Consider the following 24,688-nt stretch of genomic DNA (forward strand, 5'->3'; position numbering starts at 1 on the left):
ACCATGAAAAAAAAATCGCTTTCATCTCCTAAAATTATTTCTAATAAGTTCAAAAAATGGTCTCCTTGGAAAATCATGCGTTATTTCTGGATAACCGTACTTTCTACTCTATTGGGTCTTTTTATATTATTTTATATGACCAGCAAGGGCTGGGTCGGTAAAATGCCCAGTACTGAAGATATTGAGAATCCCTCTATGGAGGTGAGCTCTGAGGTATATGATATTAATAAAAAATTACTCGGAAAATTTTTCTCTGAGAATCGCACATTGATTACCTACAAACAGCTACCTACAAATTTTGTAAATGCGCTGATCGCTAAAGAAGATATTCGTTTTAGAGAACACTCGGGTATTGATGGGAGATCTCTTTTAAGAGCGATTTTATTTCTTGGACAAAAAGGAGGAGCAAGCACGATTTCTCAACAGCTTGCCAAATTACTTTTTACAGGTCGCTCAGCCAAAAATAAAATCCAGCGACTTCATCAAAAGCTCCTGGAATGGGTGATGGCAATAGAACTCGAAAGGCGTTACTCGAAAGAGGAAATCATAGCTATGTACGTTAATAAATTCGATTTTCTTAACCAGGCAAAAGGTGTTGAATCTGCTGCGCGAACTTATTTTAACAAGGGTACCGAGAATTTAAATTTGCAAGAGTGTGCCACTTTAGTTGGTATGCTTGAAAACCCACGTTTATATAATCCAAAAATGCATCCTAATACCTCTAAAAGACAAAGAAATTTGGTGCTTTTAAAGATGAAGAAATATCATTTTATCGATGCTCAAGAGTATCAGAATAGCGTCAAAATTCCGTTGTCTGTGAATTTTAAATTACAGAAACATAACTTTGGTTTATTGAACTATTATACAGGGTTTCTTAAAAAAGAAACTCAAGATGCTCTGAATGAGTATGAGGAAAAAAGCGGAGAAAAGCTTAATCTTTATGGAAGCGGTTTAAAAGTTTATACTTCCATAGATGCTAGGATGCAAAAATACGCTGAAGCAGCCATTAAAAAACATCTTTCGCAAATGCAAAAACGCTTTGATGCAGAACAGAAAAAAAATCCTGTTGCACCTTTTGTAGATATCAATCCTAAAAAAAGAGATCGTATATTTTTCGCTGCTGTCCGAAGAACACCGGATTATCAAAAATTTAAGGAGGATGAAATGACAGAAGAGGCGATTATAGAAGAGTTTAAAAAGCCTAGACCTTTGAAAATATTTACCTGGGAAGGTAGCAAAGATCTCTTGATTTCGCCCTGGGATTCTATTAAGTACCATAAGGGTATTATGCAAGCTGGTTTAATTTCTATGGAACCCACCAGCGGTTATGTTAAGGCTTGGGTAGGGGGAGTAGATTTTGATCACTTTAAATACGACCATGTAGCGCAAACCAGACGTCAGGTAGGTTCGGTTTTCAAGCCAATTCTTTATACAGCGGCGATTAATCATCTTCATTATAGCCCTTGCACAAAAATCTCCAGTGAGCAGTTCACTGCAGGAAACTGGAGTCCCCGAAATTCCAATGGAAAATACGGAGGAAATCTTACACTTAAACAGAGTCTTGCCTTTTCCGTAAATACTGTATCGGCGCGTCTTATTTCTCAAACTACTGCTAAGACCGTTATAGATCTTTCCAAAGAAATGGGTATAGAATCGCCCATACCTAATAATTTATCCATAGCACTCGGTTCAGCTGATATAACTCCTTATGAAATGACAGCTGCTTTTAATACTTTCGATAATCATGGAATATATATCAAGCCACGTTTATTGGTTAAAATAGAAGATAAATATGGAAAGATTATTAAAGAAATGAGGCCTTCTGCTCGTGAAGTATTGAATGAAGAAACTGCTTTTATTATGCTTAAGCTTATGCAAGGAGTAGTAGATTTCGGTACAGCTCGACGTTTACGGCAATATGGTATTAAAGCCGAAATAGCAGGAAAGACAGGAACCACTAATGATCAGGCTGATGGCTGGTTTATTGGTATGGTTCCCCGACTTACTACCGGAATCTGGGTAGGCTGGGAAGATCGCTTCGCACATTTTAAAACTCTGGATTTGGGGCAGGGCTCTAGTATGGCCCTTCCTATATGGGCTTACTATATGGGGAGTATTTATGAAGATGTAGATTTAGGCTATAGTCAAGAGGAACGTTTTCAAAAGCCTACCAATATCAATTTTCGTTGGGATGATTGTGATACCAATCAATATGGAGGCTTGCCAGGAAATACCTCTACAAACAGAGACAGCAGCTCTGAAGAAGATCGACATATTAATCAAAAGCACCAAATTGATTACAATGACTAAATAGATTTTATCTCACCGAGATTGTAAAATTGTTTATAATATGCTGTTTTAAAACCTATATTTGCGGGCCCATAAGCCCGGGTGGCGGAACTGGTAGACGCGCTGGACTCAAAATCCAGTGATAGTAATATCGTGCGGGTTCGATCCCCGCCCCGGGTACAAATTAATTGAAATAAATTTCTTTTGATAATTTGAGCTAGTGTTTAAAATGATATATCCCTATATATAATGATTTAAATATGAATTTTTTATAAAACAATATAGTTCGGAGAAAAAATTAAGGATCTTCCGTTAATTCAGCGCATTATTGGTTAGAAATTTTAACAGGAGATATCATTAAGGGATGAGAAAAAGATCATTTACTTCACCTTTAGGAAATTTAATTTGGACAAGGATAAACGTTTTGTAAATGCGTTTTTCAAATATATTTACGATAGCTCGGATAAATTATAAAAGCCTTATTTCAGATCTTCGCGCAGAATGAATTTTTTACTTCCAGATCTTTACCAAAAGAAAAACCATAGAATATACCCGGAAAATCGGTCTTAATCGTATGAGTTACGCTCCCTGGATACCTTATGATATTTCACCTTATGATAATAAGGTTCCTTCTTTTCCCACATAGTGGTGCTGGTGGATAAGTTATTCCGTAAGTATGTCTAAAATTACCGATACGGAGCTCTCCACCCTCCCGGGTGTAATGCATAAAGTGGGAAGATATCACATGGAAAGACACTGTACTTTTAAACTGCCTTGCTCCCTCTCGTAACGGAGATATGTACTCCATTGGAAAAGATCGCTTATACATCGATTTTAATTTTCCGCTTGTGAAATACCAAAGCCCTAATAAAAAATCTTATAAAGGTAAAGGTTCTACTCTGGATATTTTGGTAAAACGTGATGAAAGCACCACTAAATATGATTATTATGGCGCCATCTCAGAGAAATATGGAAAAAGACGACCAACTTGAGAGAGCGAAGAGGTATGCTTCACAGGCGCTAGAGAGATGCCGCATGAGTTCTAAACCTCTGAAATTATAACTAATAATACTCTTAAAAGCTGCCTTACTAAGATCAAGTATACGACTCTTAGGCCCCTTGGCTGCCCCGGCCATTGACGGTAATCACCACGCTTTTTCCGTTTTTAGCATTGATTACTCTAATCTTAGTTCTAAAAGGAAGGGTTTTGTGGGCCGCGGTAAGCTTTTTCATATCGAAAATCTGACTGCTGGCGGTCCTTTTTTCCTGAAAAAACGCTCCGTACTATAAGGCTTTACCTTTTTTTGTTTTTTTATTTTTATCAGAGATTGACTCGTTCCTGACTGAACAGAAAAACGCAAGAAATACCAAGTAAATAAGCTTTTTTACCATGCGGTATAAATTGATTTGGTTACAAAGATAACAAATTGTATATAAATCAATTTTAGCAACTTGTTTATAATAAAAATACAATTAAAAGAATTATATTTAATTTTTAATTCTTGTCTTTATTTAACATAATGATTCTTTCTATATAGTTAGATATTATGAGTTACTCTCATTTGATATCTAATAATAAAAATCCATCTTTTTTCCATGGTGCTAAACTCTTCCAGAATAAACGGACGCTCACTTTTGTTTTGTATCCTTTGACCTTAGAAGGATGTAAACAGGAAAAGTTGCGAAGACATTATATAAGTTCCTAAAAACGACCCTTTACTCCATGAAGCTGCAAGCCTTTTAACACGTGTTGAAAGAAGTAAGATACTAATAAAAAAAGCGTTGACACTTCTGAAATACGTAAAATAAGGCCGTGATCGATATTGGTAAGCGACCATTGGAGCAAGATATCTTTTATTTAAAACACAATATCACTTATACACAATAAATAATAATTTATTTATCGACACTTGATTCTTTTTTTAAGTATTTAAAGGTATTTCTGTGATATACGCTAAAGCGATGATCGATAAGGGTATTTTTATGAGCTCACGTAGGATATCTTTTGTTTTTGCCTAATGGTTGGGGGAATTTTTCATGAATATTTTTTATGTGTTCATCTCGAGAAGTTTTGGCCAATATGGAGGGTGCCATGATACTTGCAAAAATGGCGTTGCTTTTTATATGACAACTATAGGACATCTGATTATAAGAGATAGAACGATTGCCATCGATAAGCAGATGATCAGGTATTTTTCAGTGCTCCTATAGATAAATGTATAGTGCGAAAAGCGGCTTTAAGAATATTAATCTTATCAATCACCGAAGGATCTACAAAGACCACAACATAGTCGATGGCTTCTTTTTGAATAATATTTTTAAGATATCTCTTTGATTTTCAAAGACTTTTTTTTAGAATCATTTAAAAAGGGGTCATGAAAATCTTTGGGTAAAATAACGGCTATCGCAAATACCAGTCTCGCCAAAGCACCCCTGCCGGATTCGTTACAACCGTACTCAAAAATTTTTCTGGTATGCGTTTTTTTAGTGATGATAAATTCAGATTTTTAGGTTTCAAAATTTCGGATTCATCAAAAATAAATGACAGAATAAAAGTCTCGTATTGCCTGTTCCTCCATTTAAGAATGGGCTCTTGATAATGTACGTTTAAATAACGGAACGGTGCTACATTCCTTTCCATACATAAGAGAATGTACCACGGGCTGCAGTTTTTGAATCAACAATGAATAAGCGTTTTCCGGGATCGCCTCTTGAACGCAACCTTTGATGATGACACGGGCATTTTTATAAACTTGTATATCAATTTTTTCGATAATTTCATGATAGAGTATACTTTCGAGTAGCCCGAGCGGGCCACGAACCACTCTGGCTGCATAAGGTTGCAAATAAGTGCTTACCAACATATAAGCCCAAGTTGGAACTATTGCCTTTGAAGAACAATCGAGCGCTACAAACGCATCTGTATATTGTGTCCATTGATGGATTTTGAGTTGTGCCCTGAAGTCTTTTTCGCGCAGTACAAATCCTTGATCAAGCCATGGCTTCAAGTCCAAAAGCATGCGTTTCCCCTTCGGGCGCCATGATTCTATATCAATGGTAACAAGTTTGCTTTGCGCTACTTTGTTAATAATCTTCTCCATGGTTTTTCTTTAAATTTTATATTTGTAAAGCTATGAAATATTACCTGATCGCTGGTGAAGCCTCTGGAGATCTGCACGGAGCGAATCTGATTCACGCCCTAAAGAAAAAGAATTCCAACGCGCATTTTCGCTGCTGGGGAGGAAATTTGATGCAAGCCGCAGGAGCTGAGCTTATTAGGCATTATAAAAATTTAGCTTTCATGGGGTTTTGGGAGGTCATCAGGCATTTACCTCTCATATTAGGAAATTTGCGTTTTTGCAAGCAAGATCTGTTAGATTATCAAGCCGATGTGCTGATTCTCATCGATTATCCCGGTTTTAATCTTCGCGTAGCTTCTTTTGCTAAAAGGCACGGCATTAAGGTGTTTTATTATATCTCTCCACAGGTATGGGCCTGGAAATCTTCCCGGGTACATCATATCAAAAAATCAGTAGATCAAATGCTGGTGATCTTTCCTTTTGAAAAGGATTTTTACGAACGCTACGCTATGAAAGTGCACTTTGTAGGCCATCCGCTTTTAGATGCGCTCGCTCAAAAAAAAAGACCTTTGAGAGAAGATTTTTTAAAAAAATACGCACTTGATCATCGTCCGATTATTGCTCTTTTACCCGGTAGCCGTCGACAAGAAATCAGAGAAATATTACCTATTATGTGGTCTATGCACTCGCGGTTCCCTTCCTATCAATTTGTTGTAGCCATCGCGCCTTCACAAGAAAAAAGCTATTACAAAAACCTAATTGGCGAGAATTTCGCTTACGTAGAAAACGCTACCTATGCTTTATTGCACTTATCGCAAGCGGCTTTGGTTACTTCAGGAACTGCTACTTTGGAAACGGCACTCTTGGATGTGCCTCAAGTGGTGTGTTATAAGGCAAGCTGGTTATCTTATGAAATCGGGCGAAGACTGGCGCGACATGTGCACTTTATTTCTTTGGTGAATCTAATTATGAAAAAAGAAGTGGTCAAAGAATTGATTCAAAAAGATTTTAATGCAGAAAATCTTCGAAAAGAATTGATCGCTATTTTAGATCCACATCGCAGAGAGCGAATTTTGCTGATTTACAACCAGCTGAGCAAAAAACTCGGCGAAGCAGGCGCTTCAGAACGTTGTGCGCAAAAGATTATGAAATTTTTACATTGACCTTCTTATATTTCCGAAATACCAAAACAGCACACCCCATGTCTGTATAGGGATGCCTGCAATAAAACTTATTCCTTTCCTTCCTGTACTTATATAAGAAATTTTATTACCTGATTCTTTTTAAGAAAAGAACAGACACAGACCGTGCAGAGAGAAAACCACCTAGGGTCTGTCAGAGATTTAACGGATTTTGACGGAAACCTCGATTGTAAATACGCTATAGTGTTTTGAGGGCATTTTCCGCAGGATCTATCGTAACACGTTCAGGAAGATATTTTAAAATAGTTTCTCTGAGTTTTTCAGCCGTAACATGTGTATAAAGTTCCGTAGTGATAATACTTTCATGGCCTAATATCTGCTGTATAACCTGTAAATCAGCACCTCTTTCAAGAAGGTGCGTTGCACATGAATGACGAAAAGTATGTGGGCTTATAGGCTTGGAAATACCAGCTTTCGCCGCAAGATTTTTGATAAGCGTAAAAATCATCACACGACTCAATTTTTCACCTCTGCGATTTAAAAATATGAAGTCTTCATGACGTTTCTTAGGAGTTATGGTACTACGCGTATTCTCTATATAATTTTCCATGAGCATTTTACAATGCTGATTAACAGGTATTAATCTTCTTTTATTTCCCTTTCCAAGTACGCTGATCAGATCTTCTTGCAGATGTAAATCCGAAAACTTCAACTGAATCAACTCAGAAACACGCAAACCACATCCGTAGAGCACCTCTAAAATGACTCGGTTTCTTTTTCCTTCGGGTTCATTTAAATCTATGCTGTGAATAATATCGTTGATTTCTTTTAGAGTAAGTGTATTAGGTAATTTTCTGCTTATTTTAGGTGATTCTAAAAATTCACTGGGATTATCTTTTCTATAGTTTTCACTGACAAGAAATTTACAGAAGCTTTTTATGGTAGAGATCAAACGTGCTTGCGTTCTCTCTGAATAACCTGCCTTCACTACATCATAAATAAGTTGTAAAAGCTGTGTAGGAGTCATCATGGCAGGAAGCGTTTTTGGGTGTTTTTCTTGAAAATAATCAGCTACTTTGTTGATATCACGTGTGTAGTTCTCCACAGAATTCTGTGCTAGACATCTTTCTAGTTTTAAATAATTCGTATAATTTTCTATAAATTTTTTCCAGCTCATAGTTAACTTTAATTGAGTTTAATTTAAAATTTGCCTATCATTATTAGTATTAAGCACCTTGTAAAAGACTTTTTTCCGAAAAGTTGATATACCTATAAAGGCTTCCAAGTACAACGCTACGCTTTCGCGATCCTTACTATCTAATTCGGCGGCTCGATTTGATTTTGAAAACATTTTTTTTATGATTTCTTTTCCATTAAATCTTTTCATAAATGTTTTAATATCATACCTCATTAACAATTCTCGATATTTATCCACATATAAAGGTGCCAGGTCATTTAAAATATCAAGAGCTTGAGGATTGTCAAGCCATTTTTAAATTCTGCAGTATCTCTGGGAACAAACATATCCGGATAGATTCCGCCATACGTCCAGGAAAGGCAATTGCTTTTGGAAATCTTGGAACTTAAAAAATCCTTATCATGTGGAGGATTCTTATGCAAAAGTACATATTTGTTAATTTCTTCTATATTTTTTCTATATATATTTTTTCTATTGAAGTGATTTTTCTGAATGCTTTTTCCGATAAGTGTACAGTAAGTGGCTACCGTTAAACGTAGTATGGAACCATCTCCAAGGTTGATTTTTTCTTGAATAGAGGACTTTCTTGATGAGGGACTTCCTATGTATAAGACCTCTTTGATGATCCCTGAACGGCACTTTCTAAAACTTCGCTTGAAGAGGCTAATTTTTTATTAATAAGGATATAAAGATTCCCTTTTTCAAATCTTCCGTTGCCGCTAGCGTAGTAATATTGAAAGTTTCCGATTTCTTCTTTGGTGAAGATGATAAGTTGTCTTTTTTCAAGAAACTCATCAGTAATATTCTTAGCTATATCTAAACGACCTACCGGGTTATTTCTCAGATCGAGCGCCAGCTCTTTCATATCTTTAGCTTTGAGCGGTCAAATTCCTCAAGAGAATGTTTGCCGAAACGACTAAGTTCAATGTATCCTATATAATTGTTTAGCATATAAGCCACTTTAATGATAGGAGTGATGATCTTTTGTTTTTTTATCAAAACGTTTACAAGGGATTTATCATTAAGGATGGTTAATGCTACGATATTAATGTTCCCTTTATTAAAAAATTCTTTAATCTCTCTCTTGAGGGTTCTTTTCTGTGATTTTTTGACCATTTATCTTAAACATCCGATTTCCGGGAGTGTGAGTATATTATTTATTAACACTCTCTTTTAAAACTCTCGTAATCACGTGAATATCCTGAATAAGACGGTATTCCATACCGGAACTCATATATTCTTCTTTGAGAAATTCGCGAGCTTTATCAGACTTTTCTTTGGGAATATAAGTGCTGTGTGTATCTCTAGTTGACCGATAACATGTTGAATTGTTTTATTGATAATTCGATCTCTATTAACTTCTTTAATATATTTAGTTTCTATAAAACTTAGAAATCTCTTAATTTTTTGCTCTTTATCGCTATAAGAAACTTGTGTAACCTTTTTCTTATTGGTTATCACCCAGTCGGTATACCGACCTAAGTAGAAACCTGACATTAATGAAAGAGCGATGAAGAAAGCGCCCACTGAAAAGGCATAAAAATTCTTCATCGATAGCTATTTAATCTCTATCTGTTGCGTTTTTACCTGAGCCTGACGAAGAAATTCTAGACCTGAAAGGTCTCTATAGGGAGTGAGATAAATCACTCTTTGAATACCGCATTGATGAATGAGCTTACTGCATTCACGACAAGGGGAAGAGGTAATATATAAGGTAGCGCCTTTGCAGGAATTTGTGGAAGCAGCTACTTTCAATATGGCATTCGCTTCAGCATGCAGAACATACCATTTCGTATAGCCTTGTTCATCTTCACATACGTTATCAAACCCAGCAGGAGTTCCATTGTATCCGTCGGAAATGATCATTCGATCTTTTACAATAATGGCGCCAACTTGTTTTCGATTGCAATATGATAATTTTCCCCACTCAAGAGCCATGTTCATATACGCGAAATCATATTTATTTAAGGTGTTCATCTGGATGATAAAAAGTTTTGATGGACTTGCTAATGTATCTATTATAAAAAAATCTCAACTTAACTGTACGTTGTAAACTTTTAGTCATTTATTAAAAAGCTGTATTTTAATAATTATTACCATAAGTTAATTGTACATACTAAAATACAAAAATATTAAAAAGCTCTTTTATATCAAATTCTGATTGTCTTTTTAGATTTTTAAATCCCTTAATTTTGCAAAAAATATCATCCTTAGATGAAATTCATTCGAAACTTCTGCATCATCGCTCATATAGATCACGGCAAGAGCACTTTAGCTGATCGACTGCTCGAGCGCACTCAAACCATCAGTGAAAGGGAAAGAAAAAATCAACTGCTCGATAATATGGATCTTGAGCGTGAACGAGGCATCACTATTAAAAGCCATGCGATACAAATGGATTATCAATATCAGGGAACTTCTTATATACTTAACCTTATAGATACGCCTGGACATGTGGACTTTTCTTATGAAGTTTCACGATCTATTGCCGCTTGCGAAGGCGCTTTGCTTGTGGTCGACGCAACCCAGAGCATACAGGCGCAAACGATCTCAAACCTTTATTTAGCACTGGAAAATGATTTAACCATTATACCTGTTTTGAATAAAATTGACTTACCCGGGGCCAACCTGGAGGAAGTGATCGATGATATGGTCGATCTTATCGGCTGCTCATCAGAGGAGGTCATTCGCGCTAGCGCCAAAGAAGGCATAGGTATTGATGAGATTCTTCAAGCTATCATCCACCGAATCCCATCGCCCAAGGGAGATCCTTTAGCGCCTTTGCAGGCAATCATTTTTGATTCGGTATACAATCCTTTTCGTGGAGTAGAGGCTTACTTTCGGATTATGAACGGAGAGATTCACAAAGGACAGAAAATAAAATTTATGGCCACCGAGCGGATGTACCATGCCGATGAAATCGGAACGCTCAAGCTCAAAAAAATGCCGAGAGAAAAAATAGGCCCTGGAGATGTAGGTTATCTTATTTCGGGTATAAAAGATGCTTTGGAGGTCAAGGTAGGCGATACCCTTACGGGAGCGGATCTTTCGGCCGACACCCCTATAGAGGGATTTAAAGAGGTCAAGTCTATGGTCTTTGCAGGTATCTATCCGGTAGATACTAAAGAATATGAAGAGCTTCGTGCTTCTATTGAAAAGCTTCGCCTAAATGACGTTTCCCTTACTTTTGTTCCGGAAGCCTCCGTTGCTTTGGGTTTTGGCTTTCGATGTGGTTTTTTAGGTATGCTGCATATGGATATCATCCAGGAGCGCTTAGAACGTGAATACAATATGACGGTAATCACTACGGTTCCGAATGTTTCCTATAAGGCTTTTTTGAAAAAATATCCTCATAAGTCCTTCTGGGTCAACAACCCTTCGGATATGCCTGATCCTTCAAATCTGGAAAAATTAGAGGAACCTTATATCAAAGCCTCGATCATTACCCTATCGCAGTATGTAGGAGCAGTGATGTCTTTATGCATTGAAAAGAGAGGACTAATTAAAAATCAGTCTTATCTCACGACGCAGCGGGTAGAGTTGATCTTTGAAATGCCTCTGGCCGAGGTGGTTTTTGATTTTTATGACAAGCTTAAAACCATTTCCAAAGGCTATGCCTCTTTTGATTACAGTCCCCTGGATTATCGTTTTTCCGATCTGGTTCGAGTAGATGTGTTGATCAACGCTCAGCCCGTGGATGCCCTTTCGGCTTTGGTGGATCGAAGCAACGCTTTTTATATAGGAAAAAAAATGTGTGAAAAACTGCGAGAGCTCATCCCAAGACAGCAATTCGAGATCCCCCTGCAGGCAACCATAGGAAGCAAGGTCATCGCCCGAGAGACCATTAAGGCCCTTCGAAAGGATGTTACGGCTAAATGTTACGGAGGGGACATCTCGCGAAAGCGTAAGCTTCTGGAAAAACAGAAACAGGGAAAGAAAAAAATGCGGCAAATCGGTAAAGTCGAAGTGCCGCAGTCAGCCTTTATGGCAGTTCTCAAGCTCGGAGATTGATCATTTAAGGCTAAGCTGTTCCTTTTGCTATACGATTTTCACTTTCTGAATTTCTCACCAGAGTAGCAAACGTATTCTTTTCTTGTATATTGAGACTGTTTTCTAGTTTATTTCTTTCACCTCCGGGAAGAGGTACTTGTTTCAGCGGACCGATAAAGATTCCTGCCTATCTACGCAAAAGTTCCTAAAAAGTCTCTTTCTCTCTTCCGATAATAAAATTCTATAGGAGGGGGTGTTACCGTTCGCAACAGCTCTAGCCCCGTCGAAAGTATAGTCCAGAGCGCCTTTTTTCTTTTGTTGATTTTCATCAGGTTTTTGACAAATTTTTTTTTGAGCCTTTATAAGCAGATTTAGAAAGATTTACGGTAGTTCAATCAGATATCGATGCTGGACGCTTCAGAACATTAGTTGTTACTGTTCCTTTTGGATGACTTCTGGCTTTTGCTCTATAGAGGTTCTTTTTGCCGTTTGTAGTCCAGTAGAATATTGATTTTTAATTGATTTCACAGATTTTTGATTCTATTTCCTTTGCTGATCTTTTAATTTATCTATTATACCTATACCACCTCTAATACCCAAATCCACAAGATTAATCAAACCCCAAATAAGCCAATCTACCTCTTTTCCAATTTTCTTAATAACTGGATTTTTACTTTTTTTTTATGACTTATATCCTCGAAAGCTTTTAGTATGAAATACCAAAGACTATTTTTTTTCTCAGATTCTCTTTCTTGAGTGTTTGCAGCATTTAGAGATTGAGATTCTTCTTTAGCTGGATCTTTCCTTTTTAAGGCTAGATTTTTGCTTTCCAAAAATGTTGTAGTTCTTATTTTTAGTAATTTTTATATTTATCATTTTAAACTTCTTCTTTCAGAGAATCTTATCCCTTGAGAGCAAATATATTATCTTATATTAAATTAAAAAAGAAAACTAAATTAACATATAGTTAACTATTAAAGAAGCTTATCTTATTATAAAAGCTTGAGAAAAATCATCGCTCTGCTTTTTGACAGAATCTTATGGGAATGCTCTTGATTTATCGTTTTTTTTCTCTGTCTTCTTAAGTTTTTTTTACATTATCCCTTTGCGAGGTTTATTTTATGTGGAAAATTCTTTAATAATTAAAGATATATTTTATTCCCATTCCTAAGTTCATATAAAAATCTTTCAGATCGGATTTTCTCATATAACGTTCTCTGGCGTTGAGGATAAAAATCCAGCGATCGCTTAAAAAACTCCGTTTCAGTCCCTGAAAATCCGCCATATAAAAAACGATCCTTAAGCGTGGAATTATCTATGGTGTTTTCATAGCCCGCGCTCGCTCCGATTCCTAAACTAGGAAACACATCTTTGTCGTGGTTTTCCTATACAGATATCCAGTAAAAATATCCCCGGAATACTGTTGCACCTTATACAAAAGCTCCCCATTTTGGTATTTTTTTACTAAAATAAGCACCATATGTCTAGCAATTTCTGTTAGAGGTGTATATTTGATACTGCTAAATTTAAATAATAACCACGAGTGGTCTTCTTTTTTTAAGAAATTTAAAATTATCTAAAAAAACCTACGCTTAGCTGCCATTCGATTTAGCTGCCATTCGATCTGCTCGGGCAGATAACGTTACGCCTGCATGGCTTGAGCACCCCAGGATAAAAAAATAGATAAGGTCCATATGAGTTTCTTTATCATTTTATAAGATTAGCATTGCTAATATCATCATTAGCTACTGAAAATTTCATATATAGCCCGCTATTTTTCTCAAACATTTCTATCTCTAGATTCTTATCTTGAGGAATGGTGAATTCCTGCAAGGAAAATACCATTTTCACGCGCTTTTTCCCACTTATTGTATCTATATCGGGAAGTTTAAAAAGGGGTTGCATTTCCATTTCCTGGATGGCAGTTTGGTTGAATACTTTTTTATCTCGCATATAGAATTTAATAAAAAAAATATCATAATTAATATGTGATTTGTTTTCGATATTAAAAGAATAAAATATTACATCCTCTTGGATATAAATTCCCTCTAAAGGAAATACAATATCAAAGGCGCGCATTCCCAGATGTTTCATCTCACGATTTTTTTCTTAGTCTCGGGAAAAGATATATTAGTACTGGCCTTCACACCCTGAGGACATTTTCTACTCCCTTAAACTTATCGGCGATAACATCGCCGCTTCCTATATCTACTGATTGAATGCCTGTGGAAAATATAAGACTGAAAGTTTTTGATAAGTCACCTCAAGACGAAAGGATTTAAGCTGTTAAGTATCTTTAAAATTAATCTTGTTTTTTCCTGTATCTCAAAGTGAAAATAATAATAGTGCAATAATAAATATTTTATGGTAAATGATTTTGATTATAATCCATGGTTTTAAATAAATTTTATAATTGCCTTTGATATAGACCTTGGTGGTGCGAAGGCTTCCATTGACCAATGCTTTTATTCCTGAAACGGCGGAAGCCATACCTATTTGCGTGATCCACTCTTCAAATGTGGACGGCCGAGAAAGAAAACCTCCTCCCACTTGAGGGACGGGAATGCCGTCGAACGTCTGGCTCAACACATTTTTGTAGCATCCTGCGCCATGGCACCGGGCATAGCGATACCTTCCAGACCATCCTGATCGTATATGGATAAATTAGAAGAAAGTATGTCGTTTTTATAACGAATATTTGCAATGGAGATATCCAAACGCTCATTCGAAAGCCTAGCTGTTCCATATACAAAACTATTCTTGGGAATAACTTTTCCCTGCACGTTAATATCCGATAAAAGGCGCAATTTCACCGTAGACCCATCTACGATGGTTTGATCCTGATAGACTACCGTCGGTATGGCATTTCGCACTAATTGCGAACTCTGAGAACCTGCAGTGTAAAATTGATTTTGCTTCCTCCCTCCTGATAGGGTTCTTCAGAATCAGGATATAAACTCCCGATAAGTTTTTTTTCCGCGCGGAGACTTCAAAAATCTTTTCCGTATTTTCTTTCACCTTATCTGTGGTTTTTTCAGAAAACACCGGGGTGGTTTCTGAAAGGCTTTTTTTGGTATTTTTCTCCTTAGTATTGCTTGAGCTTTGTATGATACTTGCGAGATGATCGAGTTTTTCGTTCGTTGAGGAAGAAGGAGTATAACTATCTAAGGGAGTAGCTTTTGATTCTTTATTCGGTGAATCATAGAGCAACGCTAATTTTTATCGAATTCATCATTCCCTTCGGGGGCTCTGGTTTTTGAGCTTTATCAATGAGCTGACCGATGAATTTACCAAGATCTTTGGATCTTTGGAAAAAGAGGAGATTCTTTTTCCTGAATAATCGATGGAAAAAGACGTTGACTCTTTATCGGATTAGAGGTCCGACTAAAAATCATAAGCTAAATACGTCAGAATCAAAATATAGAGCGCTATAATGATCCAGAAAACAGTGAGCTTTTGCTTTTGTGAACATTTCTATTCATATCTCTCAAAAAATTCCCTAAATCCGTTGCTAAAGAAATCACTAAAAATTTTCAAAGGTCTTTTTTTGAATTAATTATTTATCTCTGATTTTTGCATTGATCGAATCACATTATAAAAATTACCGCTGAACGGAACTTATGGGGTCGTTATTAAACACATTCCATCTTTCCATTAAAAAACTATGCTGGTTTGTTATCTGAGCAGCCAACATTTCTGAGCCAGTTTTCAGTAATTAAATTTCTCTCGATAGTAGCGCTCGACGATATGATTCTCTACTTGGCATAGGTTTTGGTGTAATAAGGGTGCTTATCAAAATTTACCTTGATACTATCGATAGTAATTTCCTGGTTCATTTTACTTCTGATAAGTATATTGCAACCTTTTAAATTCTTTCCTGGCGCCTTCATCGCAGAACTCAAAGGCATGATTTATATTACGCTGAATCACTTCGCGATCGGGAGGTAAAGTAAAAAAAGCTCATGGAACCTTCTTACATGATCACGCGCCTCTACCGACCTGTTCTGATTGATATCTTGCTCAAGGGTTAGTAATAAGTGACTGCTCTGATCGAGCACGTAGATTTTCTGACGCACTTTTTGCGTAGCCTCATAGAAAGGGGGTGACATATATGCATATAAACCCTACGAGCAGAGTGTATAGGATCGTAAACAGCCGAATTTTCTTGAAAGAAGACTCTAAGTTTTTAGACTATTAAACTTACATAATACTTATTTTATGATCATTTTTTTGAGCCGCCCGACTGAGCGGCGCGGCCCCCGAGCCTCCGCCCATTTTAGCGGCCGACAGACACCCTATAGCTAGCACCATCGGACCGACTCTTGAGGCAAGACCTCCCAATCCTGTCGCCTCCGCTCTGCTGGGCTTGTTCAAAGCTGCCACCGCTGCAATCTATTGCTTCCGAATATGTCGTGAACGCCTATGGAAGTGCTTATACCATCATGCTGAATCTCAATAAGAGCTGGATTCAAAAGTAAGGGGATTTCTTTGTGGAATCGCAAATTAATTTTTTCACCTCTATCATCTGGTTTTTAAAAATATATGAAAATATCAAGTATTTCGGTTTCCCTCACATCATTGAGTTCCTCAACCGAAAATATGACTAAATATTTCCTATACTAGACACCTATCCTGAACTAGAAAACTACGTCAAGTTTTTTATTGCCTCCTACGAAATCGATGTGATGTAACAACTCGAAGGGCAGATCGCCAGTTCACGTATTCCTTTACCGCGTCTGGCCTCGGCTCAGCTCTATTGGATGATGAGCGGAAATGACTTTATTTTGGATTTATAATCCAGAGGCGCCTAAAATCTTATGCGTGGGCAACAATCCCGATTGTCAAACCATCTACGGAGCAGCCCTGGATTTGTTCAACATGCGCATCGTAAAGCTCATGAATAAAAAGCATAACTTCAAAAGTTTCATTATCATCGATGAGTTACCCACTATCTATTTTAAAGGTCTTGACAACCTTATCTCCACAGCCCGAAGCAATAAGGTAAGCAAATTACCTGGGCTTTCACGACTTTAGCCAGTTAGAGCGCGATTACGGAAAACCTGAAGCCTCGGTGATCTATGAATACGGTGGGAAATATTTTCGCCGGTCAGGTATAAAAGAGAGTGCTCGTCAGTCTTCGGAGGGCTTCGAAAAGATTGTTCAAAGACGTCAGTCGATATCCATCAGCATGGAAATCACCTCTACAATTATCTCTACCCAGTTCGATCAAATTGATTCCGGAGAGCAAAATATCGAGCCTCTCGCAAGGCTTTTTTGTAGGTTTGGTAGCTCTGATAATTCCGGTGAAGGAATTAATCAGAAAGTTTTTCATGGCAAAATAGTAGTAGACGCCCAGGCCATTAGTAAAAAATAAGCATCTATGTGGATATTCCCGAGATCACCAATTTTAAAAATGAGCAAGGGAAAAATCGCATGGATCAAATTATCCGGGCGGATTATATGCAGATCAAAGCAGATATAGATGATATGATCAAAAGGTTTTTTGCAGCTTCTTCCTCTTAAGTAAATTATCATTTGATAAAAATTTACTAAGGATTTGTGACTTCACAAAAGTCACGCAACTCTTTTCAATGATTTTTGAAAATCATCGCCCTTACCACGATAAAATAATTTTCCGGATCCAAAATATATGGATATATTTATTTAGGAAGTGTAGTCTTGTCGCTATCAAAGTACAGAATCTTGATAAGCTCGGCTACCTACTCGGAAGAAAGAATTTTTAATTCGGCCTCCGAAAGCAAAAGCTTTTTCTTTTCATCATCAAAGTTTGCATCGCTGATCTGTTGTTTAAGATGTTCAAAGCGCTCGGATGTCATTTTTCCTTTCAGATCGCGATTTTCAGTATCGCCATAGAAATCTTTTGTAGATTTACAGGGATACACCACTTCTTCATATCACTCTGATTTGATCTCCACTGATGAACATTAGCTCCGTTCTGATAGAGCGATTGACTCACATCTAAAACTTTTCCGCTATGCTTGGTGGTAATTTTATAATAAGGTTGATTCTTTTCTACAAGGCACTCTATTATCCACTTTTGCGTATCAGTATCGTTCCATTCCCATTGATGAACGATTACGCCATTTTATTTTCCTGAGTTAATGATTTACATGACTTTACCTCTATAGAAAGCGATTATTTTATAAACAGTGTTTATTGAGCTATTCTATATGCTCTATAAGCCATTTTTCCCCTTGTGTAGTGTTGGGCCTCCCATAAATTGTACGTTAGCGCCGTTTTGCCTTCCGGCGCTACTTACATCGATCGTTTTCTCAGGGAAACTTAACGAAACGATTTTGTAAATTCCTTTTTCAGGCAGCGGACAAAGAGAGGTTTGCTCTTTATAAGGTCTATTAATATCAGTTTTTTGAAATTCCTGATCATGTGGGTCAGCTTAGCTTGCGCAGGGAAAAAAGATCTTTGCGGATAAGAAGAAAGAAGCAGGGCAATTACAAGGTATAGCCAAAGTATCTTATAACTGTAAAACGCTTTTTTTATAGAGTTAGTATAAGTTTTACTTCGAATCATTTGGGACACATAAAAAATGAGAGGAGAGATATAATTTTAATATGTCATTTATGTAATAATAAACTTTTTGTTTCTTCTTTTTTAAATTTTTCAATCATCAAAAAAACAAAACGGATAAGGATCAATATTGTAATAATTTTTACGTATGATTATAACGAAAACACGGGCCGGTTGTTTCTCCTGTAGCACCCACAAAACCCAGGATATAAACCTGTTTGATCTTTTTCTCTTTGTATACATTTACCCCCTTAAGATATCCACAAAGCATTGTAAATCCGTAAGGATGCTGAACGCTTATGTAAAGTCCCAAACCCACTCTTTGAAAGTTTATCTTCTCAACCCGGCTAAACTTCTGTCCCATAAGCAGCGGGGATATATATCCCATTGTGAAATCGTACCACTCCTTTAATAAGGTGCCGCCTGTAGCCAAATTTTGAAGAAATATAAAAATCACTTATCCGGTGATATTTCAAGGGGAAAATAGAAGGAATGCGTTGTATGATAGACTTATTCCAAATAAGTAAAATTTAAAATGGAGACGATATGTTTATAGGATTTTTCCTGCTTAAATAAAGAATCAAGGGGGGGTTCGAAAGTAAAGGCTGACTTATAGAAAATAGTAAGATTATTACAAAGGTAATTTTTCTCATAAGCCCGTAGCGTAGACCCGTAGAATTAAATATTTTTTAAGCACGTATCACTCAAAAAGTGGATCTGAAAAACAAGATCGAAAAATATATATTTATTTATAAAACCAAAGTCGTATATTTGCCCTGCAAAAAATAAGGATTAATGTACGTAATTGTGCAAATAGCAGGGATGCAATATAAAGTTTCCCAGGGTCGTTTCGTGTATGTGCCTCGTCTGGAACAGAAAGAAGGAGAAGACATCATTTTCAATCATGTTCTTTTTCTTGATCAGAACGGCAACATCACTATCGGTGCTCCGGCTATAGAAGGAATGCAGGTAAAAGGCAAAATCCTTGCACACCTCAAAGCAGATAAAGTAACCGTTTTTAAGAAAAAACGGCGAAAAGGATATAAGCTCAAACGTGGACACAGGCAACAGCTTACCAAACTGGAAATCGTTTCCATAGGGACCACTACGAATAAAAAGAAAGTCTCGAAAAAATCTGTTTCTGAGTCTTCCGAAACAGTAAATAAGCAAGATCTTGAAAACGGTGAAATTTCATCTGCAGCTAAGGTTTAATAGAGAAAAAAAACATCACTATGGCTCATAAGAAAGGAGTAGGAAGTTCTAAAAATGGACGCGACTCGGAAGGTAAGCGTTTAGGAGTAAAAATATTTGGCGGCCAACAAGCGAAGGCTGGAAGTATTATCATCCGTCAGCGTGGCACTAAGCATCACCCTGGAAACCGGGTTTTCATGGGCAAAGACCATACGATACACGCTGCCGAGAACGGCCTTGTAAAATTTGAGAAGAAAAAGGGTCGTTCCTATATATCTATTATTCCTATAAAACTTTAAATAGGATATTTCTAATCGAAAGTTTTATCTATCTAGGATTGAATTAGCTAAATTATAGCGATATCCTCCTGGTTTTTTATTTTGGCTGGATAGCTCAGATTGGATAGAGCAGCAGTTTCCTAAACTGTTGGTCGTGGGTTCGAATCCCACTCCGGTCACTACTTATACTATGGCTATTGTGCATAGATAAATCACTTTTTAAGAAAGCCAAGCAAAGATTCGGTCGATGCTCCCTAAATATCTTACACCTGCTTAAATTCGATTCTTAACAGCCGATTCAAGATAGATGAGTCTTAACGGTTAAACCATAGATGAAAGACAGAATTATAACCACCAACATGACCACGCTTAGCTTTGCATTTCAAAAAGAAACTTCTTTGTTGTATGGTATTACTTATATACCGGGGCTCCTTCACGAGGAGCTATGCCTATTCTTCTAAGTAATAGAAGTCATCTTGCACGCTCAGAGAAAGAATCTCAGACTATCTTTTTTTTAAAGCACCTGTTAAAAAGTCAGGAATTTGGTCTTTTACGTATGAAAAAAGCTAATCTTCAATAATCAAGTATGTTTGATACTAGAATCATAGGACTTGGCGCAACAGGGGTCAGCTTTCTCGGTAATATTCAAAACTAAACTTATAATTTCAGGGGAAACAAATTTAGAATTACCGTTTTTAATCCTCCATCCAGTTTTACCAGAGGTAAGGCTTTCGGTGATGCTGATTCTCTTCATAAAGTTAATACCCCGACATGGGATGAATGTTTCCTCTGCTACTCCTGAGAAATTCAGCTATTAAATAAAGAGGAAAACCGATATAAACCCTATATTACCCGGAAAAACTCACTTACTCGCAGTATATTAAATATATTTAGAGAAATATCATGAAAGCCGATATTCTGTACATAACAGAGTTTATGGAAAATGTAGTGGACAATTTCTACCGACGCTCAAAGTTTTACCGTCCATACCTCCGGAAGTACTAAGGTGACGGTGCAAAAGGTCGTTATGTGTTTGGGGTCTCTGCAGGCAGATTCGTTTGCTGATTTATCGCAAAGACCCGGCTTGCTCTGTCACTATTCTCAATATAATCATCTCAATAAGGAAGAAATCCTCACCACCGGCAGCGGAATGAGCGCTGTTGATTCGTTTGTCTACGCGTACAATCACGATAACAAACTAATCCATATGTTCTTACGAAACGACTATGCTCCAACATGTGCCACCCAAAGTCATCGTTATATTCCCCGTCATCTTAACTAGCAAGCTATTCTTAGCGCTCGGAAAGGTTCGGTACTCTCTGCTTTTGCGCATCTTTTGCAACGTGCAAAAACATATATGGGAAAGAGGAATGAATACGAAGCTACTATGGAGTTGCTCAAAAATGGTAAACAATATGAATATTTTTGCTACCTTAGCGCATGCGCGGAATAATCAGATTTTATCTGGCAGGACTTTCTGGTTTCTACGCAAGCCTAATATGAACAGGCTCTGGAGCGCAATGATTAATAAAGAAAGAAGAATATTCTTCTCACACTGGGAAGTCTGGGAAGTCTGGGAGGTCTGTAAACATCCGATTTATCGCTAACACGTATTCTATCAACCTCTATTAGCTTAAAGAAGCTAGCTACAATGGCAGACTTCGTCTGCATCAGGTGATCTGTGCTCCGGCATAGCATGAAGTTTCTTTCATATATACACTTCCTCATTAGGAAGAGCTTAAGACACGACGTTTATGAGATGCAACAGGTGGTGTTCGTGATATAACGAGGATAAATAATCCGCTTATATAAAAATTGCTGACGCGAGGTTTAATCGAAGTGAACCCTTGTGTGGGGAATCGCCATTAACACTCTAAGCATGCGCTTCCAGATTAAAAATAAAGATGTACCGAGATTGTATAATACCAGACCCCCTAAACAATGGCTGCTTGCTTTCAACGAATGTTTATGGTTCAATGCTATCTGCGCTGAGCAGTGAGAGCATTGAACTAGGAGATCTCGCGTCTTTCAATTCATCAAAAGAGTGTAAAATGATCATATTTTATCCATATTGATCTACGTAATAAGTGGATGGATACTGGGAAAGTTACCCAGGTAAGGTAACGGCAACTATTAAAAAGCAGGCGTCTAAACTGTTAACAACAATTATTATCCCTGTTGTTATAATCTGGAATATATCGAGTCACTCTAAGAGCATGGGAAGAATTATTATAAGTACCATGGTAATTATATTGATATTGCTAAAGTTTGGTGGTATAATCTAGTGGAGAGCCGATCAAAAAGCTCTGTTTTTGGAAATTCAGTAGCTGCCGGCATGCTCTCTGGAGAAGACTTTAACGCGAAAAAACTTCTTTTTTTTCCTGCAGTGCTCGATACGATTTTCGGAGTATTGCTGATTCCATTTAGCAACGTATTCAAAGCTGATTTTGAAGATATTTATGATATTACAGAATTTCTTATGAGTTTTCTGGGAATGATCATCCTTGAATTATGGCTATCAAAAGAAAGCGTAACCATTAACGATTTCCGGGATGGATTAATACCTTTCCTTTCAAGGATACTGGTAATTATTGCTTTGGTTTGTTTGATGTTACTATTTTTCCTGTCGGAAAATCTGGATGTACTTACAGAAAGTAGCGCTACACTTTACCTTATCTGTTTACCGCCACCGGCAGCTAACATCGTCGTAACTTGAAATCAATTACCTTGGCACGGGAGATTCGAAAAAACGATCGTTTGCGGTACTTTTCTAAGCAGTGGTGATTCTTTTACTACCTCACTTTTTAAAATATCTTATTCTCGTTACTGCAATAGCTCTGTAGTTTTGAAGTTTTTTATGGTAAAATGACTGATGGGAGCTAATTTTGAAAGAATTAAAACAAATTACAAAACTAGAAAACACTTATCGTTACCTAAGTGTGCATAACAACCTCAAATGATTTTTAAGGATAAAGAATACCTCAAAAAAGATCTCCTTACACTTGCCGATCATATAATAGCTCATATACGAGATTAAAATTCATAAAAACAGAACCTTAAGCGGGAGATAAAAAAGAACTTTAATAAATCGATCCTTTTTTCGTTTTATCAGCCTCTGATCAGAGGTTAAATGAACCTTACCCAAAAGACCTGTTACTTATAAATTCTGAAAAGAAATGAGATTTGTAATATTACCTTAAATATAAATTGGGAAAATGAATTGATAACACTCGCCAAGCTTTTTATATCCAATGTCAAAGAACTAGATTTTGCAGCGCGACGGATGATTTTCTTAAGAGATTTTTTCTGCAAGCAAGTTTTTTTGAACGTCGGGTCTTAACGCAAGCTCGGCACTCAGATGCGCTCTGTGCTGAAGAAGTTCATTCCAGTTAGAAATATCTCCGTAATAAAGAGATTTTATCTTGGCTATAGAAGAACTATGATAGGAAATTAAACGATCAGCATATTCTTTCAGTGCTTTTGATAAACTCTCTTTTTCATCAAGAATATGATTTACAAGATTTGCTTTTTCACACCATGCCGCATCTTTTGATTCATGGGGGTTAAGGGCAAGTTTCATAAAATGAGCTCTTCCCATACGATGGGTAATAAGAGGTTCTATAACCAAAGGTGCTAAACCTATAGAAAGTTCGCTTAGCCTCACCGAGGCGCAGGGATGCGCAATGACATAATCACAAGCTGCTAATAAGCCTACAGCTCCTCCGATAGCTTTACCGGAAAAACCTGCTAAAATCGGCTTCGGGCATTTAATCATACTAAGAATTAAATGAGAAAAGCCCATGAAAAATTCTATACCCTCTTGTAAATCGGAAACACGAGCGAGCTCATCAAGAAAAGCGCCCGCGGAAAAAACATCCGATCGAACACTTTGTAATACAGCTAGTTGTATGCTCGCATCCTGACTTACTTGCTCAATAGCTTCCCTAAAGTGTTGCAATTGCTCAGAAGAAAAGGCATTGGCCTTAGGATGAAAAAATTCAATCCGGGCAATACCTTCAGAAGAGAAAAGCTGAACATAGGGCGGCGCATCCATAATGCAAAGTTACTTTTTCTTACCCTCATAATAAGATAAATAGTTATTTTTATTATAAAGCCAATTCCAACCATGAAGGAGGCTATCGTAAATTTCGGAGGCTTTTGCGCCGGAGAAATCGTATCAGATAAAGGATTTGATATTCACTAATCACCATTGTGGGTATGGAGCCATAGCAGATCTTTCCACTGAAAAAGAAAATCACCTTAAGAAGGGTTTTCGGGCGCGGAATTTTAATCAAGAGTTTCCCGCTTAAGGTTTATATGTTCAATTTCTCGTTAAAATGGGAGATGTAACTGAGCAGATCAAAGAAAAGCTATCTTCTAAATTTTTAGAAAAACGCATAAGAGAAATTATTGAAAGCGAATCTAATAAAATGAGATAAGAACTTGCTGAAAATGGAAAGTATATTGTTGAGGTGAAATCCTTTTTTAAAGGAAAGGAATTCTACTATTTTATCTACCAAAAATATACATATATACACCTGGTAGTCACACTTCCTACCTCCATAGGAAAATTTGGAGGAGATATTGACAACTTCGAGTGGACACGCCATACAGGAGATTTTTCTGTATTTAGAGTATGTGCCGATAAAAATGGTCAGCCCACTTGATTATTCACCAGAAAATATTCCCCTTAAATCCAGGAATTACCTGCCAATCATCCTAAAGGAACTAAAAACCAGGTAATATTTATTTTAATCGTTCTGGGATATCCGGGATCTACCGAGCGAGATTGCCTCTCATGGGGGAAGAGAGAGCAAGCTCTTAAAGTAAGCTATTCGAGCTGGATGGAGACCTCTCAAGGTATTATGAAGGTAATAGAAAAAACATATGGACGTCTTCTCAAAGGTTCATATTGATTATGTTTCGGACTATGCACGGCTTGCTAATTATTGGAAAAATCGTATTGGTACGATA

24 protein-coding genes, 2 tRNA genes and 3 pseudogenes are annotated in these 24,688 nt (G+C 37.0%); 11 read left to right on the top strand and 18 right to left on the bottom strand.

Annotated elements, in window-relative coordinates:
* The first annotated feature begins 3 nt into the window (after window positions 1–3).
* The 3 genes from CS842_RS05990 (at window position 4) to CS842_RS07005 (ending at window position 3,281) form a co-directional block, all read left to right on the top strand.
* The gene (locus tag CS842_RS05990; protein WP_103327925.1) at window positions 4–2,310 is read left to right on the top strand and encodes a transglycosylase domain-containing protein; all 2,307 of its coding nucleotides are present in this window, start codon (window positions 4–6) and stop codon (window positions 2,308–2,310) included.
* Between the two features lie 75 nt (window positions 2,311–2,385).
* Window positions 2,386–2,469: transfer RNA gene (locus CS842_RS05995), tRNA-Leu, on the top strand.
* Between the two features lie 617 nt (window positions 2,470–3,086).
* A complete protein-coding gene (locus CS842_RS07005; RefSeq protein ID WP_103327926.1) occupies window positions 3,087–3,281 on the top strand; it encodes a hypothetical protein in 195 nt (64 codons plus the stop codon).
* Window positions 3,282–3,399: 118 nt separating this feature from the next.
* Here the strand turns inward: CS842_RS07005 and CS842_RS07270 are convergent, their stop codons facing one another.
* Both CS842_RS07270 and CS842_RS06010 read right to left on the bottom strand, forming a co-directional pair.
* A complete protein-coding gene (locus CS842_RS07270; protein ID WP_241518484.1) occupies window positions 3,400–3,522 on the bottom strand; it encodes a septal ring lytic transglycosylase RlpA family protein in 123 nt (40 codons plus the stop codon).
* Between the two features lie 1,346 nt (window positions 3,523–4,868).
* On the bottom strand, window positions 4,869–5,390 hold the full coding sequence (locus CS842_RS06010) for a DUF2480 family protein (protein WP_103327927.1): 522 nt from the start codon (window positions 5,388–5,390) through the stop codon (window positions 4,869–4,871).
* A 32-nt stretch (window positions 5,391–5,422) separates the two neighbouring features.
* Between CS842_RS06010 and lpxB the strand changes: the two genes are divergently transcribed.
* Window positions 5,423–6,532 (top strand): lipid-A-disaccharide synthase, encoded by a 1,110-nt coding sequence (gene lpxB / locus CS842_RS06015; RefSeq protein ID WP_103327928.1) that lies wholly within the window; start codon window positions 5,423–5,425, stop codon window positions 6,530–6,532.
* Between the two features lie 217 nt (window positions 6,533–6,749).
* Here the strand turns inward: lpxB and xerD are convergent, their stop codons facing one another.
* From xerD to CS842_RS06045, 5 genes are all read right to left on the bottom strand, one after another.
* Window positions 6,750–7,688 carry a site-specific tyrosine recombinase XerD gene (gene xerD / locus CS842_RS06020; protein ID WP_103327929.1) on the bottom strand — a complete coding sequence of 313 codons (939 nt, stop codon included), beginning with the start codon at window positions 7,686–7,688 and terminating at the stop codon, window positions 6,750–6,752.
* A gap of 622 nt (window positions 7,689–8,310) precedes the next feature.
* A complete protein-coding gene (locus CS842_RS06030; protein WP_103327931.1) occupies window positions 8,311–8,574 on the bottom strand; it encodes a S41 family peptidase in 264 nt (87 codons plus the stop codon).
* On the bottom strand, window positions 8,571–8,825 hold the full coding sequence (locus tag CS842_RS06035) for a hypothetical protein (RefSeq protein WP_103327932.1): 255 nt from the start codon (window positions 8,823–8,825) through the stop codon (window positions 8,571–8,573). Before CS842_RS06035 ends, CS842_RS06030 begins: the two co-directional genes overlap by 4 nt.
* A gap of 114 nt (window positions 8,826–8,939) precedes the next feature.
* Window positions 8,940–9,260 (bottom strand): hypothetical protein, encoded by a 321-nt coding sequence (locus tag CS842_RS06040; protein WP_103327933.1) that lies wholly within the window; start codon window positions 9,258–9,260, stop codon window positions 8,940–8,942.
* Window positions 9,261–9,266: 6 nt separating this feature from the next.
* On the bottom strand, window positions 9,267–9,686 hold the full coding sequence (locus CS842_RS06045) for a deoxycytidylate deaminase (protein WP_103327934.1): 420 nt from the start codon (window positions 9,684–9,686) through the stop codon (window positions 9,267–9,269).
* 237 nt (window positions 9,687–9,923) lie between these two features.
* Between CS842_RS06045 and lepA the strand changes: the two genes are divergently transcribed.
* Window positions 9,924–11,720: a translation elongation factor 4 gene (gene lepA, locus CS842_RS06050; protein ID WP_103327935.1), complete on the top strand. Its 1,797-nt coding sequence runs from the start codon at window positions 9,924–9,926 to the stop codon at window positions 11,718–11,720.
* A 1,114-nt stretch (window positions 11,721–12,834) separates the two neighbouring features.
* Here lepA and CS842_RS08075 read toward each other — a convergent pair.
* From CS842_RS08075 to CS842_RS06090, 7 genes and pseudogenes are all read right to left on the bottom strand, one after another.
* Entirely contained in the window at window positions 12,835–12,984 is a 150-nt protein-coding gene (locus tag CS842_RS08075; RefSeq protein ID WP_103327937.1) for a conjugal transfer protein TraO, read from the bottom strand.
* A gap of 422 nt (window positions 12,985–13,406) precedes the next feature.
* Window positions 13,407–13,793 carry a DUF4138 domain-containing protein gene (locus tag CS842_RS06065; protein ID WP_103327938.1) on the bottom strand — a complete coding sequence of 129 codons (387 nt, stop codon included), beginning with the start codon at window positions 13,791–13,793 and terminating at the stop codon, window positions 13,407–13,409.
* A gap of 49 nt (window positions 13,794–13,842) precedes the next feature.
* Window positions 13,843–13,941 (bottom strand): annotated as a pseudogene (locus CS842_RS08175) (conjugative transposon protein TraN); the annotation flags it as partial.
* 83 nt (window positions 13,942–14,024) lie between these two features.
* Window positions 14,025–14,288 carry a hypothetical protein gene (locus tag CS842_RS06075; protein ID WP_146037475.1) on the bottom strand — a complete coding sequence of 88 codons (264 nt, stop codon included), beginning with the start codon at window positions 14,286–14,288 and terminating at the stop codon, window positions 14,025–14,027.
* Complete coding sequence (gene traM, locus CS842_RS06080; protein ID WP_103327940.1) at window positions 14,282–14,572, bottom strand: conjugative transposon protein TraM; 291 nt, start codon at window positions 14,570–14,572, stop codon at window positions 14,282–14,284. Before traM ends, CS842_RS06075 begins: the two co-directional genes overlap by 7 nt.
* A gap of 1,053 nt (window positions 14,573–15,625) precedes the next feature.
* Window positions 15,626–15,808 (bottom strand): hypothetical protein, encoded by a 183-nt coding sequence (locus tag CS842_RS06085; RefSeq protein ID WP_103327941.1) that lies wholly within the window; start codon window positions 15,806–15,808, stop codon window positions 15,626–15,628.
* Between the two features lie 91 nt (window positions 15,809–15,899).
* Complete coding sequence (locus tag CS842_RS06090) at window positions 15,900–16,082, bottom strand: hypothetical protein (RefSeq protein WP_103327942.1); 183 nt, start codon at window positions 16,080–16,082, stop codon at window positions 15,900–15,902.
* Between CS842_RS06090 and CS842_RS08080 the strand changes: the two are divergent.
* A pseudogene (locus tag CS842_RS08080) lies at window positions 16,082–17,222 on the top strand (type IV secretion system DNA-binding domain-containing protein); the annotation flags it as partial. The gene CS842_RS06090 and the pseudogene CS842_RS08080 overlap by 1 nt on opposite strands.
* Before the next feature lie 197 nt (window positions 17,223–17,419).
* On the opposite strand, the gene CS842_RS06655 reads toward CS842_RS08080, so the two are convergent.
* The 3 genes from CS842_RS06655 to CS842_RS06115 all read right to left on the bottom strand — a co-directional run bounded on the left by CS842_RS06655 (window position 17,420) and on the right by CS842_RS06115 (window position 18,702).
* Window positions 17,420–17,602, bottom strand: coding sequence for a hypothetical protein (locus CS842_RS06655; RefSeq protein WP_146037478.1), 183 nt, complete (start codon window positions 17,600–17,602; stop codon window positions 17,420–17,422).
* The gene (locus CS842_RS08085) at window positions 17,545–17,796 is read right to left on the bottom strand and encodes an RICIN domain-containing protein (RefSeq protein ID WP_103327945.1); all 252 of its coding nucleotides are present in this window, start codon (window positions 17,794–17,796) and stop codon (window positions 17,545–17,547) included. The genes CS842_RS06655 and CS842_RS08085 overlap by 58 nt, the downstream gene beginning before the upstream one ends.
* 591 nt (window positions 17,797–18,387) lie before the next feature.
* Window positions 18,388–18,702 (bottom strand): M23 family metallopeptidase, encoded by a 315-nt coding sequence (locus CS842_RS06115; RefSeq protein ID WP_146037479.1) that lies wholly within the window; start codon window positions 18,700–18,702, stop codon window positions 18,388–18,390.
* A 338-nt stretch (window positions 18,703–19,040) separates the two neighbouring features.
* Between CS842_RS06115 and rplU the strand changes: the two genes are divergently transcribed.
* From rplU to CS842_RS06135, 4 genes are all read left to right on the top strand, one after another.
* Window positions 19,041–19,457, top strand: coding sequence for a 50S ribosomal protein L21 (rplU, locus tag CS842_RS06120; protein WP_103327948.1), 417 nt, complete (start codon window positions 19,041–19,043; stop codon window positions 19,455–19,457).
* 20 nt (window positions 19,458–19,477) lie between these two features.
* Window positions 19,478–19,735, top strand: coding sequence for a 50S ribosomal protein L27 (gene rpmA / locus CS842_RS06125; protein WP_103327949.1), 258 nt, complete (start codon window positions 19,478–19,480; stop codon window positions 19,733–19,735).
* An 83-nt stretch (window positions 19,736–19,818) separates the two neighbouring features.
* A tRNA-Arg gene (locus tag CS842_RS06130) sits at window positions 19,819–19,893 on the top strand.
* 2,105 nt (window positions 19,894–21,998) lie between these two features.
* Window positions 21,999–22,430 (top strand): hypothetical protein, encoded by a 432-nt coding sequence (locus CS842_RS06135; RefSeq protein ID WP_103327950.1) that lies wholly within the window; start codon window positions 21,999–22,001, stop codon window positions 22,428–22,430.
* A 576-nt stretch (window positions 22,431–23,006) separates the two neighbouring features.
* Here CS842_RS06135 and CS842_RS06140 read toward each other — a convergent pair.
* Window positions 23,007–23,768, bottom strand: a complete 762-nt coding sequence (locus tag CS842_RS06140; protein WP_103327951.1) for an enoyl-CoA hydratase/isomerase family protein — start codon at window positions 23,766–23,768, stop codon at window positions 23,007–23,009.
* Window positions 23,769–23,904: 136 nt separating this feature from the next.
* Here CS842_RS06140 and CS842_RS07285 point away from each other — a divergent pair.
* Window positions 23,905–24,381 (top strand): annotated as a pseudogene (locus tag CS842_RS07285) (S46 family peptidase).
* Window positions 24,382–24,688 lie beyond the last annotated feature (307 nt).

This window comes from Bacteroidetes bacterium endosymbiont of Geopemphigus sp. (assembly GCF_002904345.1).
GTDB lineage: Bacteria > Bacteroidota > Bacteroidia > Flavobacteriales > Blattabacteriaceae > GSPS2-BC2016.